Genomic DNA, 13,353 nt, shown 5'->3' on the forward strand with positions numbered 1-13,353 from the left:
GCTATTCGGCTCCCTCTTCATTGTATTTGCGCTCTTCGGCGATCTCGCTCATCACGGGAACCCCGTTGTTGAGGGCGTCGGATGCCTGGATCTTCAGCATCTGAGCGAGGATCTGATTGGTTTGTGCCGTGGCAACGAGCTGCGCGACTTCAAGCTCGATCAAGACCTGCAGGCGCGCATTGACCGTCTGCGCACCTTCACCAGCGCTCTTGTATTCCTGGGCAGTCTCAAGGGTTTTGACGGCCGTCTCATGAGCCTCGTCGGACTGCGCCAGCCCTTTGACGGTAGCATCCGTAATCGTCGCAATCCGGTTCTCATGAACCGATTTTTGAACATTGGCCTTTTCTTCCCATGTTCCCTCAGTGAGCGATTGCGGAGTGGCGACCAGGCCGGACTTGTAGGCATTACCCCGCTCGCAGATCGAGCCGAAGTCCACCTCGTCAAACTTGATGGACGGCATGAGCTGCTTGTAGTCGGGAATGAGACAAGCCATATCCCCGGAAACACTGGACGCCAGCGACTGGAAGTTCAGGGACGGAATGGAGAGATTGCCGAGCTCGCCTATGGACGACAGGGTTTCGTCGGCAATGCCCTTTACATCCTGCACCACCTTCAACTGGTCGGTAACGACAGACAGGCTTTCCTTGGCCGTATCCAGCTGGCTTTTCAAAGTGCCCAGCTGTTCCTTCATGTTGGCGAGTTGCTTCTGCATCTCGCCAATGCCCTTGACGTCAATGACGGCCATGGCCGCGTGCGCCGGCTCAACGATGGAAGAGGCCAGCAGAAGCCCGGCCAGAGCGGAAATCAGAGTTTTGCGAGCCATTGGTCACCCCATTGCTGCTTGGTTTTTTCCAGTTCCTTGACCGCGGAAGGCCCTGACCGGTAGAAGCGCAACGCTTCGCCCAGGCCCGACAGGTCCACGTCCAAAATCGTGCTTTCGTTGAAATTCGCGGCCTCGAAGCGCTTCACCACGAGCACCTGACGCCCGCCCTTCATGTCGCCTTCGCCTTTGATGAAGGCTATTTGCTCATTCGACAGATTGAAGGGCTGAAGGTTCTCTGGCCTGGCTTGAGAGTTCGGCAGGAAGAACAGCGTCTGCGCGTTCTCGATCATGGCCGATGCGCCGTCGAACTCCAGCAGCGCACCTGGCTCCTGAAAGGCCAGACCGACAAGCCCGTTGAGCTTGCGGTATTCCTGATACATTTCCCGGACGACAGAGCGAAAACCGTTGTTGCGTAAAAGGTTCGCTGCCTCATCGATGAAGATGGAAAAACCACCGTCGCCGTGTTTCGCGGCTGCGGAAATCGCAGCGGAGATATGCGCGACCACTGGCGGACCCAGAACCGGGTCCATCAGGGCTTCGTTCATGTTGATGCCAACAAGAAACGACTTTTGCAGAAACCCGGTAATCTGATCGCGCGGGGCGTTGAAGACGTGGGAGAACTGGCCTTCGGCTCCGTCCTCGCCGTTTACCCACTTGGCAAAGGCGCGGCGGATTTCTGATTGTGCCGGGAAGGCCGCACCATAAATGTTATCCAGCGTGCGCAAACCCGGTTCCAGCTCGGCGGCCATGTCGAGCGCGGCATGAAGATAGTCGTCCATATCCTCATCGAACGCTTCGCCAAGCATGGCTTGCAGGATCAACCGCACCCGGTGCCGGGCGGACTTGTCGTCCAGATCGATATCGAGAGGATTGAGAGCTAAGTCCTGATAGCCCTGATAGATCCCGCCGAACGCCTCAATCATGAAGCGCGCGCCGTCCTTGGAATCGAAGACGTAGTTGCGCACGCCCTGGAACTTCGCGAGACCGCCAAGCAAATGAAGGATCAAGGTGGACTTGCCGCCACCGGTCGGAGCAAACATCAGATAGTTGCCGGGCGATTGCGGTTTGTCGGACACATGGAACTGGAAGGCGTAGTTCTGGCCCGTGGGGGTTTTGAAGAGACGCACCGGCCGGTCGCCGAACGGGCTTGACCACAGACCGATTGGCGAAAACTGGAACGGCCACAGGGCCGCTACATTGCTCTCGGTGATCTTGAGCGGCCGCAGCAGCTTGTCCCGGCCGGGCATGCGGTTGAACCAGGCGATAGCCGCACCGACTGTCTCGCAGCAATAACGGATCCGCGCATTATCGAGGATCGACGTAACCTGATCGATGAGGGAGGCAAGCTCGGGCTCATTGCGGGCCCGCACGGTGATCTGGAATTGCGTCTCCTGAATCTGCCGGGAATTGTTGAGCAGATCTTCGTTGACCGCTTCCAGCTCCGCCAGGACAGCTCCGGTGCCAAAATAGTTGTGCTTTTGCTCGGTAATCTGACGGGTAAAAAGCGCAATCTGCTTCGTGTTATCGAGTGGCTTGATGACCTGACAGACTTCCAGCTCTCCGCTGAGTGCCAGAAGACGGGAAACCAACATGCCAGAGACCGTTTCCGGCCAACCACGCACGGCAATCACGCGATTGAACGTCTTGTGCGGTGTGAACGTATCAATCGCACCATCTGTCGAAACGTGAATGTCGGAGGCAGGAAGGTTGGCGCTGATCCCGGCGCTGAGACGCGCGATCTCAGGCTTCAGCTCGCCGCAGACCAGATAATTCAAAACACGTGTCAGCTCGCACGGTTGATTATGCTCCTGGGCGGCAGGGACTGGCCGGATGTTATAATCCGTGAACCCGCTCAACAGGCCACGAGACGTTTTTTCGAGTTCCGCGGAGGTTTTCGTTGTGAGAACCAGGTACCAGACAAGCGAATAAGCGTTCTGGTAAAGCCGCTGTTCCGCTTCGCCTACCTCTTTCAAGGTCAAGGACGGCCAGTCAGCCTGAAAGCTCACATCGCGGCTGCGCTTGATACCAAAAACACGCAGCGAGGACCCGGCACTCAAGAACTGATGGAACGTGCTGGCGCGGCCCCTTGCAAGCGCTTCCTGCTCGCTGATGTTGCGTGTCTCATAGGAGAGACCGGACAGAGAAAAGACGCGCACGAAAGACCCGTCTTTGAGAGAGACGGTCTGGTTGTCTGCAAGCAACTGGTCAAATTCCAGTTCGTTCGCTAGCCAGTCCTGCTCGACTTCGCCAAGCAGATATTTGCGGCCTCTGGAACTCACCAGAGCGGCAGCGCCAACGGCGGCGGCGCCGGCCAAAAAGGTGCCAAGCAGCATTATTGAGCGGCCTTCTTTTTGGAGATTTTGAGCGGGTAGCCAGCGATCAGGCGGCGGACTTTCTTCGCCTGGAAGAACGTGGCCGGATGCAGCAGCAGAGATTCACAATGCGGCTCTCGCCGGCGAAGCAGAATTATCCACGCGATGGCTGGCGGCGTCGTCAGGACGACAAGCGCAAAGCCCGCCGCATTCCCGGCCAGAAACCCGCCAGTGGCAGCACACAGAAGTTCACCGATCATCACCAGGGCAGCATGGAGCGGGGGCATGCCGAGGATCTTCATCGGCTCCTGAATGTGGAGTGCGATAGGGCTTTGCGCTTTCATGGCTTCGCCCCTCCTCAAGCTGCCGAGAGAAGGGCGCGAAGCGCGGTCGGGCCGAAGATCACAAGCGCCCCGGCACCAACGAGCTGAGCAAGCCGCATGATGTCGATGCGACCGGTCACCATGGCCCAGATGCCGTAGATGATGACGCCCACACCGATGACGGGCGCGGCAACACTGACCAACCCGCTTTCCAGGGATTGCAGCATGCTGGTCGCCGGTGCAGACCAGTCCTGCGCCATGGCGCGTGCCGGGAACAGCATCGCGGCAGCGGCGACCGTATTGATTGCGGTTTCCGCTGAAAAAACCTTTGCGGGAAGCTCCGGACGGAGTCCGAGTCTCTTGAGGAAGTGCATTTTCAAAAACCCCTTATTTTAGGATGAGATAGAAGGCTGCGACGGCCATCCAGTTGGTGAAGGCCAGGGCGCTGAAGCCGTAGAACGCTTTGCGGATGGTCCGGGTGATCTTGTCGGACTCAACGGCATGCTGTGCGACGGCCGAGACGACCGTCTGGATGTTGTCGTTGCCGAGGTTCTGAGCGACCTTCTGCATGGTGCTCGCAATGTCATCGACCTTGTGGTCTATAGCTTCGTTGACCCCGGAAACGTCATTTTGAAATTGAAGAGATACGCGCTTGCGCTCGTCCTCGAGCAGGCTCTTGAGGCGGTCCCCGAAGGCATTCAGGATCGCGACCACTGCCATAACCGGATCGTCCTTTTGGAAGGAAATCCCGGTTTCCCGATGGGCAGCCTCAATGGCCTCATCGAGCGTCATCTGTTTCCACTGTTCAACGGAAACAGCATCGACTTTCTGAGCCGCTGCGGCGCTCATTCGGCGGCCTCCTGCGGTGCTGTTTCAAGGAAGGTCGCGCTGTCCAGGCGCTCAATAGCCTTGGTCCAGTAGATCTTGAGCCGCTGGCGGGACATCACGTTGAAATCGCTCGACTGCATCGCTTCTTCGAAGGTCAGCTTTGCGCCCATCATGGCCCGGATATCTTCGCCGAAAGTCCCCGGCTGGACCTTGGGGTGGCACATCACAGCCGCAATGCGTCCGGCGTTTTCCTGGTAGAGCTTGCTGTCTTCGAAGGTTCGGCCAGCGCTGGCAACCGGCCCAAAAAACTCGTTAAGCCAGACAACTACCGGCACGCCCGGGAAATGATCGAGAATGGCAAGCAGGCTATTGAATGTGTCATCCAGGGCCGCACCGCCGCAGATCGGGCAATGAATGAAGACACGAACATCAAACCCTTGCAGCAACTCAAACGCATTGTTCTCAGCAAGGTACGAACAGGTGGCAATGAAAGAAGACGTGCCGGTGTCAATGACAGTGTGCGTGTCGCCCTCGCTTTCAAAAATCCGCGTCATCAGATGATCGAAAAGGCGCGGGTTGATGTCGTCGCCGTCCATAATCGGGATCGGCACTGCTTTCAGCCCCTTGATGGCGGAAAGCGTGGGCGTGGTCGGGTCGAGGTCAATGGCCTGGACGGTGTGATCTGCGTAACGCAGATATTGCACGAGCATTGAAGACGTGAGGCTTTTGCCTGCGCCGCCCTTGCCCTGCATGACGATATGAACGGTCTTCACCACTGGTCCCTCACTGCATCAGAGCCGGTCGGAACGGTAAACTTGCTGATTTCCGGGAGCGGCTTACGGGCCTTGGCCTGTGGCTGTGGCTTTGCCTGCGCGGGCGCCGCCGTCTCGTCCTGCTTGCGAGCGGATCGCATGGCCGCGTATTCTTGGGGAAAGGCTTCGCGATAGACATTGCAGAAAGTGGAATAGCCGATGGTGACTACACCTTCGCCCTTGAGACGCTTCCACAACTGCAAAAGGTTCGGGCATTCCTTCGCGGTTACGGCGATTGTTTCTTTCTTGGACCTGAACTCAAGGCGCGATTGTCCCCTCGGCGCCCGTCGTGATTTCTCAGACGACATGCGATTACTACGCCCCGCGAAGCAGAGCGCCCTTCTGATATTGACTACTGAATGTGGATAAGATGCTGTATTGGTCGCACTGCAAACCGCGATTCACGTACGGCTACGCCGCATACGCGACGCTAGAAATGCGACCAATACGAACAGGATGGTGAGTGTTGGTACCCCCTATGCGAGCATCAAAGTTACGGTTTGGTGTTCGCTAGGCTCGGACGATCTGATCACCACAAAAAGGTCGTCCGAGCCGCTAACAGGTCCATTTCTACAGCCTCGAATCTGGCTTGTATATCCTTTTAAATACTGCTCCCCGCGATTTTTCCACACTCGTATTTTTGCGGTTAGCAAACCCTTAATGCCGCTGCGTATCGGCGGAAACGTTGAGCACCTGTGCGAATAAGCCAGAGATTCGAATGAGTTCCGAAGGATCGACATGCAAGAAGCTCCTTAGGAAGTGGTACCACTTCCTCTATCTTGCCCTCATTCTCTTACGTTCGTTAAACTGCATAAACACGCAATAAAAGGCGTTATTGGTCTTTGCTGTATTTAGTTGGAATTCGAAAGCCGGTACGGAAGAATAATAGATTTTAAGAGAAACCATCCCTCAAGGTGACAAAAAACACCTTCCAATGTGTGCGAGCGGAAAATGAAGGATCATTACCCATCTGATTTTATTATATTTTTTGGCCTTATCAGCCGTTAAAAGGCTGTAAAAGGGGATAACAGTAGAAAAAGCGCATAAATACTAGAAACGCGAACACCCAAGACACCCGACGTTAGGATATTGACAAACACACGAATCTTGAATCGTGAACTTGGCGCGAGCTCAGCAAGGGTCGCCGCGCCGCAATTCGAAAAACCGGGAATGAACCTTTGGTTGAATCTACGGCGGGGAAAGGGAGGGTTTCGGAGCGCTACTTTTAGTCCGGCCAACGACGATAGTCAGCGATCACTGCCAGGTGTCCGGTGATTGTTCACTGTGCCACGGTCGAGCGACAAACTTTCAAGCTGTTTGCTGTGGCACCGGGAGCATCGGAAGTAGGCAGCTGCCAGGCTGACTGGCAGATCCTTAACCAGCTTGGATGGAAAACACGCCGGCGGAAATTGTATCGAGCGTCCGCAAGAACGGCACTGCACAACGAGCCAGCGTCCGCTTTGTTTGATGTTTGCGATGGTTTCCATGTCGATAGGGGCCATTGTTCGGCGGGAATTCTGTTCTTGTTATGTTCTAGTCCTAAAAGCCGTTTCTGAAAACCAGCCGTGAACGCCCGCGCTATTAATTCGCTGCTCCTGCGTGCACGGACCTTTGAAACGCCACAACTTCAAGCGACTCGGTTCCGGGTTGAGCAGCCGGTCGGTCAGGCCCGCGCAGTCAGGCATTCGACAAACTGAGGCCATGTCCCAAAAGCCGACATTCATTCGAAATGCAGCAAATTCAACGGATGGGCGGGAGGACTAAGCCGCTCGCGCGGCAATGGCGCCCGTGTCGAGCGATTGGGATGATCTTCACGGCGTGTTTTGAGGATAGGCGGTTCTGTCTGACGATTGGGGTGTTCTCAATCATCAGACAGGAGGTTCCCATGACGGAGGAGAGAACCACACCGCTGCGCGAACGTATGATCGAAGACATGCGTATCCGTGGCATAGGCGAGAAGGCTCAGCAGAGCCATATCCGGGCCATCAAGGATTTTGCGTCTTTCCTTGGACGCCCACCCGACACGGCGACGCCGGAAGAGCTGCGCAGCTATCAATTGCACATGACGAATGCGGGGGTGTCGCCTTCGACATTCAATGTTCGGATCGTCGCGCTCAGGTGCTTTTTCGGCACGACCTGCGGGCGCGAGGACATGAAGGGGCACATGCAGTTCCGGCGCAAGCCGCGGCCGCTGCCCATTGTCCTGAGCGTGGAAGAGGTCGCGGAGTTGATGGCTGCCGTACCCGGACCGGGCCTGAAGTATCGCGCGGCGCCAGGCATCAGTTACGGCGCCGGGTTGCGGGCTTCGGAAGTTTGCCATCTCAAGGTCAGCGACATCGACAGCAACCGGATGCTGATCCATGTCGAAGAGGGCAAAGGCGGCAAGGATCGCAAGGCCATGCTGGCCCCTGGTCTGCTGGAACTTCTGCGCGATTATTGGCGTGAGGCGCGGCCGCAGGGCTGGCTGTTTCCGGGCAAGCCGAAGATCAACCCGATCTCGCCGCGCCAGTTGAACCGGGCCTTCACCTCGGCCAAGCACATGGCGGGCATCGCCAAACCCGCGACGTTGCATACGCTCCGCCACAGCTTTGCCACCCACCTGTTGGAAGCGAATACCGATGTGCGGGTGATCCAGGTTCTGCTCGGCCATGCCAAGCTGAGCACAACGGCCCGCTACACGCATGTCGCCACCAGGACGATCCGCGATACGGTCAGTCCCTTCGAGCGGCTGAAGCAGTTGCAGGATCAGACGCTGAGGCGCGGACCGGAATAACCCGCTCGGGGTGTCCCGGCAAAAGCTGGCGATTGCGGACATCTTCCGGGCTCATGGTCCCGCGTGGCGGCGGGCCAATGCCGGGCATGTCAGCCTCAGCCAGCTCAAGGTCATGTCGGCAATCGAGACCTGTCGAACAGAGGCGCTTGGCGGGCATGTGGCGGCCTGTGCCAAGTGCGGCCACCAGCATATCGCCTACAATTCCTGCAAGAACCGGCATTGCCCAAAATGCCAGGGACCGGCCGCCCGGGACTGGATGGCCGCCCGGGCCGAGGATTTGCTGCCAGTGGAGTATTTCCACGTGGTCTTCACGCTGCCGGCGGAGATCGCGCGGATTGCGTACTGGAACAAGAAGTCGGTCTACGATCTTTTGTTTCGCGCTTCAGCCGAGACCTTGACCACCATCGCCGCCGATCCCCGGCATCTGGGTGCGTGCATCGGCATGACCAGTGTGCTGCACACGTGGGGCTCGGCACTCACCCATCATCCGCATGTCCACATCATTGTCCCCGGCGGAGGCCTATCTCCGGATGGCACGCGATGGATCTCTTGCCGTCCTGGTTTCTTCCTGCCGGTCAGGATCCTGTCCCGATTGTTCCGGCGTCTGTTTCTCCAGGGGTTGATGGCGCTGCATCGTGCGCGTGATCTGGTCTTCTTCGGTGATCTGGCCGGGCTGGCCGAAGATGACGTCTTCACGGCATGGCTCGCGCCCCTGCGCAGAGCCGAATGGGTGGTCTACGCCAAACCGCCCTTCGGCGGCCCAAAGGCCGTGCTGGCCTATCTCAGCCGCTACACCCACCGGGTGGCCATCTCGAACCGCCGCCTGATCAGCGCCGATGCCAGGACGGTCACGTTCCGTTGGAAGGACTACCGGCTCAAGGATCGCCACTGCCAGAAGGTGATGCGTCTGGCCACCGGCGAGTTCATCCGCCGTTTCCTGATCCACGTTCTGCCCGACGGCTTCCACCGCATCCGCCACTATGGTCTTCTGGCCAGCGCCGGCCGCAAGACCAATGTCGCAAAGATCCGCGCTCTGCTCGGAGCGGAAACGGTCAAACAGGATCAGCCATCAGGCGCCGAGATCGTTCCGCTCACGCTGAGAGAGCCATGCCCGGACTGCGGCGGCCCGATGCGCATCGTCGAGATATTCCGACGCGGCCATAAGCCCCGGTCCCGTGCACCACCAAGACAGGAGGCAGCATGACGACCTGCCCGCCACAGTGCCAAATGCCCATCCGGAAAGACACTACATTCCGGGTGCGCATCGGTGTGTGCCAAATGCCGTTGAACGCCGTAAAATCTTCGAAACTGACAGAAAGTGACTGTCCGATCTGCTTCCGATCAACCAGTCCTAAACCATCCGGTCTGCACGTTTGCTCATGCCAACGGCGTGCAACAACACAATAGAAACCCGCTGCGTGCCTCTTTCCCCATAGACGCCCCCGCCAAGGCCCCGCGGCTTCCCTGAAGGTTTGTCAACGCGGGCCGACGCCTGCTACGCGGCAACCGCCACACAGCGGCCCGCATCGAAAAACCTTCAGGGAAAGTGTGAATTCGCTGCACTCAGGTCCAAGGTCGGCTTTGCGCCGCCACTTCGGTCGTTAAAGCTCTATGTGGACGGGCCCAAAAGCAGATGTTCCTATTCCCGCATAATTGTTTGGGGTGGACCTATCACGGGTTTGTGCCGCTCCTTTGCCTTGGTATTTTGTCACAAAGGAGAATGTTCATGGGTTCGCGTCACAGCGCGAGGTTCGCAAAGAAGCAGATCATATTGCGCTGACCAGCGGCTTGTTGCGTAAACCGGTTGCCAACGATCTTGGTGTTGACTTCTCGACGCTTAACCGTTGGATATCGGCACCTTTAATATTCAGAGGTCTCTTAGGCCTAGAAGGTTAGTATTTCTTCATTACTTTCCTCAATGAGCTACGCAGCCCGCGCCATACGTTATCGCTTCCATTCAGCTTAAGGTAAGTTTCCACGCTTCGGTGCACTTTTTTGTATTTCGGTTCAATCATGCTATTGAATTTAGATCAGTGCTCTGAAAGGGAGCCCGACGAAATGCCTTTGCCTGACTGGCTATATGCCATCCTGCCCGCCTCGATCGCCAACAAACATCTCGCTGACCAGAGCACCCATCCAAAGTATGAACGTGCAATGAAGGCGATTGAGTCAGGCGATGTCGAGCAACCGACCCGGACGCTCGAGAAGCTTATGTCTGCGAAATATGTCGGACCATCGCTCAAGCTGAAAATTCAGACGCTGTTGCCGGAGCTTCTCGCTGGTCTGGGTAGGTTCGAGGCAGCCAAGGAGGTTGCATTGAGCTGCCCTGCCAATGACGCCGGGATGACGCTTCAAGACAGTGTGGTCGGCGGCTTGCTCGGTCAGATTGCCGTGGTGGAGGGTGAAGTGGCCGAGGCCGCAGATTGTTTCGAGCACGCCGCACAACATGCTTCATGCTGGGAAACGACGGACTTGGCCTATGTCGCCGGCTATCGATATGCAACTTACCTGCTGGAGATCGGCGCAGAGGCCAAACGTGTCGACGACGCCGTCTCCAAACTGATGCACACACTCGAACGCACCGCGGAATTCGCTTACCACGAACCCTGCCTCCGACATCTCCAGGTCGCCGCGGCCTATCAGGCCGGACGCTATGACAAGGTCCTGCAGTTTGAACCAAGGATCCGGGAGCTGGAAAAGGCCGATGAGAAAACGGGCGGCCAGTGGTCCGAGCCCATCGGGAAAGCGCAGATGATGGTGTTCAACGCCAAGCTGAAAAAGTGCGACGGAGACATTCGCCTATTGGACGACTACGACGAGAAAGACGAGGAGGATGGCGCAGTTGGATAGCTTCATCATCAAGGAGCCGATCCGGTGAAGCGGCTATGGGGGTATTTTCAATTCCGGGTCGGGATCTGGGCGCTGATCGGTGTTTTTCTCGTCGTGATTTCCCTGGACATATTTCATCTTGTGCAGTCGGGTCTGTTCTCCGGTGCAAACTCGGAAGGTGCTGAACCCGGGCCGCTCGGACAGCTTCTCGTCAATATCCTCGTTGAATCCCATGGTCTTCTGTTCGACATCCTGTTGTTCGGCGTCGTAATCATGGCCTTTGAACTGAGAGAAAGTGAGCGGGACCAGGTCAAACGGCACAAGGAAGAAATCGATGACTTCCGGGGCTGGAACGAGAAGGAAGCAACCTACCGGATCGTTGGCAACATCCGGCGCCTGAATCGTCTCGGCGAGAAAGACGTCGACCTGTCCAGAACGCATCTGGCGGGGGCTGACCTGAGCAGGCTTGAACTCGACGGCGCCGATCTGATCAAGGCGAACCTCGAAGGCGCGTCCTTGAAAAACTGCTCCCTGGTCGGCGCCAAGCTGAGTGGCGCCAACATGGAAGGCGCTGCTGTTGACGGAGCTGACTTCACCGGGGCGGAATTCGGAAATATCACTGCCGCCCGGGCGATGAAGATGCTGCTGGTCGGAGATGGTGATGGCAAAAACATGGAGGACTTCTCGGATCAGGTGGGGAAGAGCACCTACCCGCCATCGATTGCGGGCTTGACCGGTTGGAAATCAGCGACCTTTGACGAGCAGATACTGCCATTCATTCGGAACGCATCCAGAGAGAACAAGTCGCTCTGAGGCCTGGAATGGAGTCCCAATGTCCGCATGTCCGCGACGGGTCCGATTGAAACCGCCAGCGTGATGGCGTTGATGCATAGGCTTGACTAACTTGGAATATAGCACAAATCGCCGTCCATCGTTTCACTACCTCTGTCATCGCCTCGCTCATCGCTATTTCCTTCCCTATAGCATGAGCAGAATTTCACTGGGTCGATACACGGGCGTCGTCATCGATCTTTCCGCACGTTGCGGTGACTGGGGGCATCCGGCCACCTGCACCCAGGTGGTCTCGTCTTGTGCTGACTTTGATAGAACGGGAGGAGGTCTCCCGTGGCCTCGCTGCCAAGCGTTCGTTTAGCTCCATTGCGCGGATCTTAAAACGGTCGCCCTCAACGATCAGCCGCGAAGTTCACCGCGACGGAGGTCGGAATGCATATCGCGCTGCCCATTTCGTTCACTTGACTGTCCATTTGCGCCATATACCCCACAAAGTGAGTAAGCGTCCGTTGAACCCGACCTAACGAGTTTCCGTTTGGTGCTTTAAGTGTCCACTTATTTAAATGGACACTTAAGGGCGCCTAATGAGTACGCGAAGAAAGCGGCGGAGCTGGTCTGATGAGGAGAAGCGGGAGATCTGCGCGCAAGCGGTTCTTCCCGGTGCATCGGTTGCCCAAGTAGCGCGCCGGTATTCGGCGAATGCCAATATGATCCACAATTGGCTGAAGGATCCCCGGTTTGCGCGAATTCCAGCTGACCCGGGCCATGTGGAGGATGCGTCTTTCGTTGAGTTGGAACTGATCCCAGCAGCTTGTCCTGCCACGCCAGGTGTCGCTGTCCCGCCCCCGGCACCTGTCTGTGCAAGCCGGGTTGATATCACACTTTCTGACGGCCGAAGGGTGCTGATCGAAGGCCCGACGGCACTGAGCGCTGTCATGGGGCTGGTCCAAGGCTTGATGGGATGATTCCGGTTCCCTCAAACACCCGGGTTTGGCTGGCGGCCGGTGTGACGGACATGCGCCGTGGGTTCAACTCTTTGGCCGCACAAGCCGAACAGGTACTGGCCGAAGATCCTTATTGCGGGCACTTGTTTGTGTTCCGCGGTCGGCGGGGCGATCTTTTGAAGATCATCTGGTGGGACAGTCAGGGGGCTTGCCTGTTTTCCAAACGCTTGGAGAAAGGCCGGTTTGTCTGGCCGGGCGCGAAGGCTGGCAAGGTCAGTGTTACGGCGGCCCAGCTGTCGATGCTGCTTGAAGGGATAGACTGGCGTATGCCCGCCCGTACATGGACACCTCTGACGAGCGGATAGCGACATAAATACAGAGACCTAATCCGCTTTTTCCTTTCTGCTTCCGGCGGCGTCCGGTATAAATGCAGCCATGCTGAAGGACTTTGACATCACGCCTGACGATCCGGCTGAACTGAAAGCCGTGAACCGGCTTCTGGCGGACGAAGTCAAGGCGCTCAGCCTGAAGGTTGAGCAGCTCCAGCATCAGCTTCATGGGGCCAACCGGAACCGGTTCGGCTCCAAATCGGAAAGCCTCGATCAGCTTGATCTGGGTCTTGCCGAGGACGAGGCCATTGGGGCCGCAGCCGATCAGCAAAACATTCCGGAACCCGCCTCGTTGGGCGATCCTTGCGGGCAAAAGAAACGTCAGCACAGCCGCAAACCTTTGCCGGACCATCTGGAGCGCAAGGACACGGTCTTGATGCCGGACCAATCTTGCTGTCAGTGCGGCGGCAAGATGAAGACACTGGGCGATGTCAGAGGTGGCTCGGGAAATCTGAACAGCCAGGATAAGTGGAATTTCTGCCTGACTTTGGCTTAGATGCCGGAAACAGGAGAGACCATGACGAGACG

15 protein-coding genes are annotated in these 13,353 nt (G+C 57.3%); 8 read left to right on the plus strand and 7 right to left on the minus strand.

Annotated features, from left to right (window positions below; translation table 11 throughout):
- Position 1: 1 nt before the first annotated feature.
- The 7 genes from CLV41_RS26885 to CLV41_RS26915 are packed head-to-tail and all read right to left on the minus strand — an operon-like array spanning position 2 to position 5,406.
- Positions 2-823, minus strand: coding sequence for a hypothetical protein (locus tag CLV41_RS26885; protein ID WP_103225581.1), 822 nt, complete (start codon positions 821-823; stop codon positions 2-4).
- Positions 805-3,156, minus strand: a complete 2,352-nt coding sequence (locus CLV41_RS26890) for a VirB4 family type IV secretion system protein (protein ID WP_103225582.1) — start codon at positions 3,154-3,156, stop codon at positions 805-807. Before CLV41_RS26890 ends, CLV41_RS26885 begins: the two co-directional genes overlap by 19 nt.
- On the minus strand, positions 3,156-3,479 hold the full coding sequence (locus CLV41_RS26895) for a hypothetical protein (protein WP_103225583.1): 324 nt from the start codon (positions 3,477-3,479) through the stop codon (positions 3,156-3,158). The genes CLV41_RS26890 and CLV41_RS26895 overlap by 1 nt, the downstream gene beginning before the upstream one ends.
- A gap of 14 nt (positions 3,480-3,493) precedes the next feature.
- The gene (locus tag CLV41_RS26900) at positions 3,494-3,832 is read right to left on the minus strand and encodes a TrbC/VirB2 family protein (RefSeq protein ID WP_103225584.1); all 339 of its coding nucleotides are present in this window, start codon (positions 3,830-3,832) and stop codon (positions 3,494-3,496) included.
- A gap of 13 nt (positions 3,833-3,845) precedes the next feature.
- Positions 3,846-4,307 carry a hypothetical protein gene (locus CLV41_RS26905; protein ID WP_103225585.1) on the minus strand — a complete coding sequence of 154 codons (462 nt, stop codon included), beginning with the start codon at positions 4,305-4,307 and terminating at the stop codon, positions 3,846-3,848.
- Complete coding sequence (locus CLV41_RS26910) at positions 4,304-5,062, minus strand: nucleotide-binding protein (RefSeq protein WP_103225586.1); 759 nt, start codon at positions 5,060-5,062, stop codon at positions 4,304-4,306. The genes CLV41_RS26905 and CLV41_RS26910 overlap by 4 nt, the downstream gene beginning before the upstream one ends.
- Positions 5,056-5,406, minus strand: a complete 351-nt coding sequence (locus tag CLV41_RS26915) for a hypothetical protein (protein WP_103225587.1) — start codon at positions 5,404-5,406, stop codon at positions 5,056-5,058. Before CLV41_RS26915 ends, CLV41_RS26910 begins: the two co-directional genes overlap by 7 nt.
- Before the next feature lie 1,577 nt (positions 5,407-6,983).
- Between CLV41_RS26915 and CLV41_RS26920 the strand changes: the two genes are divergently transcribed.
- From CLV41_RS26920 to CLV41_RS26960, 8 genes are all read left to right on the plus strand, one after another.
- Positions 6,984-7,871, plus strand: coding sequence for a tyrosine-type recombinase/integrase (locus CLV41_RS26920; protein ID WP_103225597.1), 888 nt, complete (start codon positions 6,984-6,986; stop codon positions 7,869-7,871).
- 10 nt (positions 7,872-7,881) lie between these two features.
- Positions 7,882-9,075, plus strand: coding sequence for an IS91 family transposase (locus tag CLV41_RS26925; protein WP_103225588.1), 1,194 nt, complete (start codon positions 7,882-7,884; stop codon positions 9,073-9,075).
- A gap of 854 nt (positions 9,076-9,929) precedes the next feature.
- Positions 9,930-10,721 (plus strand): hypothetical protein, encoded by a 792-nt coding sequence (locus CLV41_RS26935; RefSeq protein WP_103225590.1) that lies wholly within the window; start codon positions 9,930-9,932, stop codon positions 10,719-10,721.
- A gap of 24 nt (positions 10,722-10,745) precedes the next feature.
- A complete protein-coding gene (locus CLV41_RS26940) occupies positions 10,746-11,513 on the plus strand; it encodes a pentapeptide repeat-containing protein (protein ID WP_235867273.1) in 768 nt (255 codons plus the stop codon).
- A gap of 278 nt (positions 11,514-11,791) precedes the next feature.
- Complete coding sequence (locus CLV41_RS28430) at positions 11,792-12,016, plus strand: helix-turn-helix domain-containing protein (RefSeq protein ID WP_170107338.1); 225 nt, start codon at positions 11,792-11,794, stop codon at positions 12,014-12,016.
- A 60-nt stretch (positions 12,017-12,076) separates the two neighbouring features.
- Entirely contained in the window at positions 12,077-12,457 is a 381-nt protein-coding gene (gene tnpA, locus CLV41_RS26950; protein WP_103225592.1) for an IS66-like element accessory protein TnpA, read from the plus strand.
- Positions 12,454-12,801 (plus strand): IS66 family insertion sequence element accessory protein TnpB, encoded by a 348-nt coding sequence (gene tnpB / locus CLV41_RS26955; RefSeq protein ID WP_068416658.1) that lies wholly within the window; start codon positions 12,454-12,456, stop codon positions 12,799-12,801. The genes tnpA and tnpB overlap by 4 nt, the downstream gene beginning before the upstream one ends.
- A 70-nt stretch (positions 12,802-12,871) precedes the next feature.
- A complete protein-coding gene (locus CLV41_RS26960; protein ID WP_208987747.1) occupies positions 12,872-13,321 on the plus strand; it encodes a transposase in 450 nt (149 codons plus the stop codon).
- The last annotated feature ends 32 nt before the right edge of the window (positions 13,322-13,353 follow it).

This window comes from Roseibium marinum (assembly GCF_002906165.1).
GTDB lineage: Bacteria > Pseudomonadota > Alphaproteobacteria > Rhizobiales > Stappiaceae > Roseibium > Roseibium marinum.

Bases quoted from the DNA above. Each gene is read 5' to 3' on its own strand.
- CLV41_RS26885 (WP_103225581.1), bottom strand. From the start codon at position 823: ATGGCTCGCAAAACTCTGATTTCCGCTCTGGCCGGGCTTCTGCTGGCC.
- CLV41_RS26890 (WP_103225582.1), bottom strand. From the start codon at position 3,156: ATGCTGCTTGGCACCTTTTTGGCCGGCGCCGCCGCCGTTGGCGCTGCC.
- CLV41_RS26895 (WP_103225583.1), bottom strand. From the start codon at position 3,479: ATGAAAGCGCAAAGCCCTATCGCACTCCACATTCAGGAGCCGATGAAG.
- CLV41_RS26900 (WP_103225584.1), bottom strand. From the start codon at position 3,832: ATGCACTTCCTCAAGAGACTCGGACTCCGTCCGGAGCTTCCCGCAAAG.
- CLV41_RS26905 (WP_103225585.1), bottom strand. From the start codon at position 4,307: ATGAGCGCCGCAGCGGCTCAGAAAGTCGATGCTGTTTCCGTTGAACAG.
- CLV41_RS26915 (WP_103225587.1), bottom strand. From the start codon at position 5,406: ATGTCGTCTGAGAAATCACGACGGGCGCCGAGGGGACAATCGCGCCTT.
- CLV41_RS26920 (WP_103225597.1), top strand. From the start codon at position 6,984: ATGACGGAGGAGAGAACCACACCGCTGCGCGAACGTATGATCGAAGAC.
- CLV41_RS26935 (WP_103225590.1), top strand. From the start codon at position 9,930: ATGCCTTTGCCTGACTGGCTATATGCCATCCTGCCCGCCTCGATCGCC.
- tnpA (WP_103225592.1), top strand. From the start codon at position 12,077: ATGAGTACGCGAAGAAAGCGGCGGAGCTGGTCTGATGAGGAGAAGCGG.
- tnpB (WP_068416658.1), top strand. From the start codon at position 12,454: ATGATTCCGGTTCCCTCAAACACCCGGGTTTGGCTGGCGGCCGGTGTG.
- CLV41_RS26960 (WP_208987747.1), top strand. From the start codon at position 12,872: ATGCTGAAGGACTTTGACATCACGCCTGACGATCCGGCTGAACTGAAA.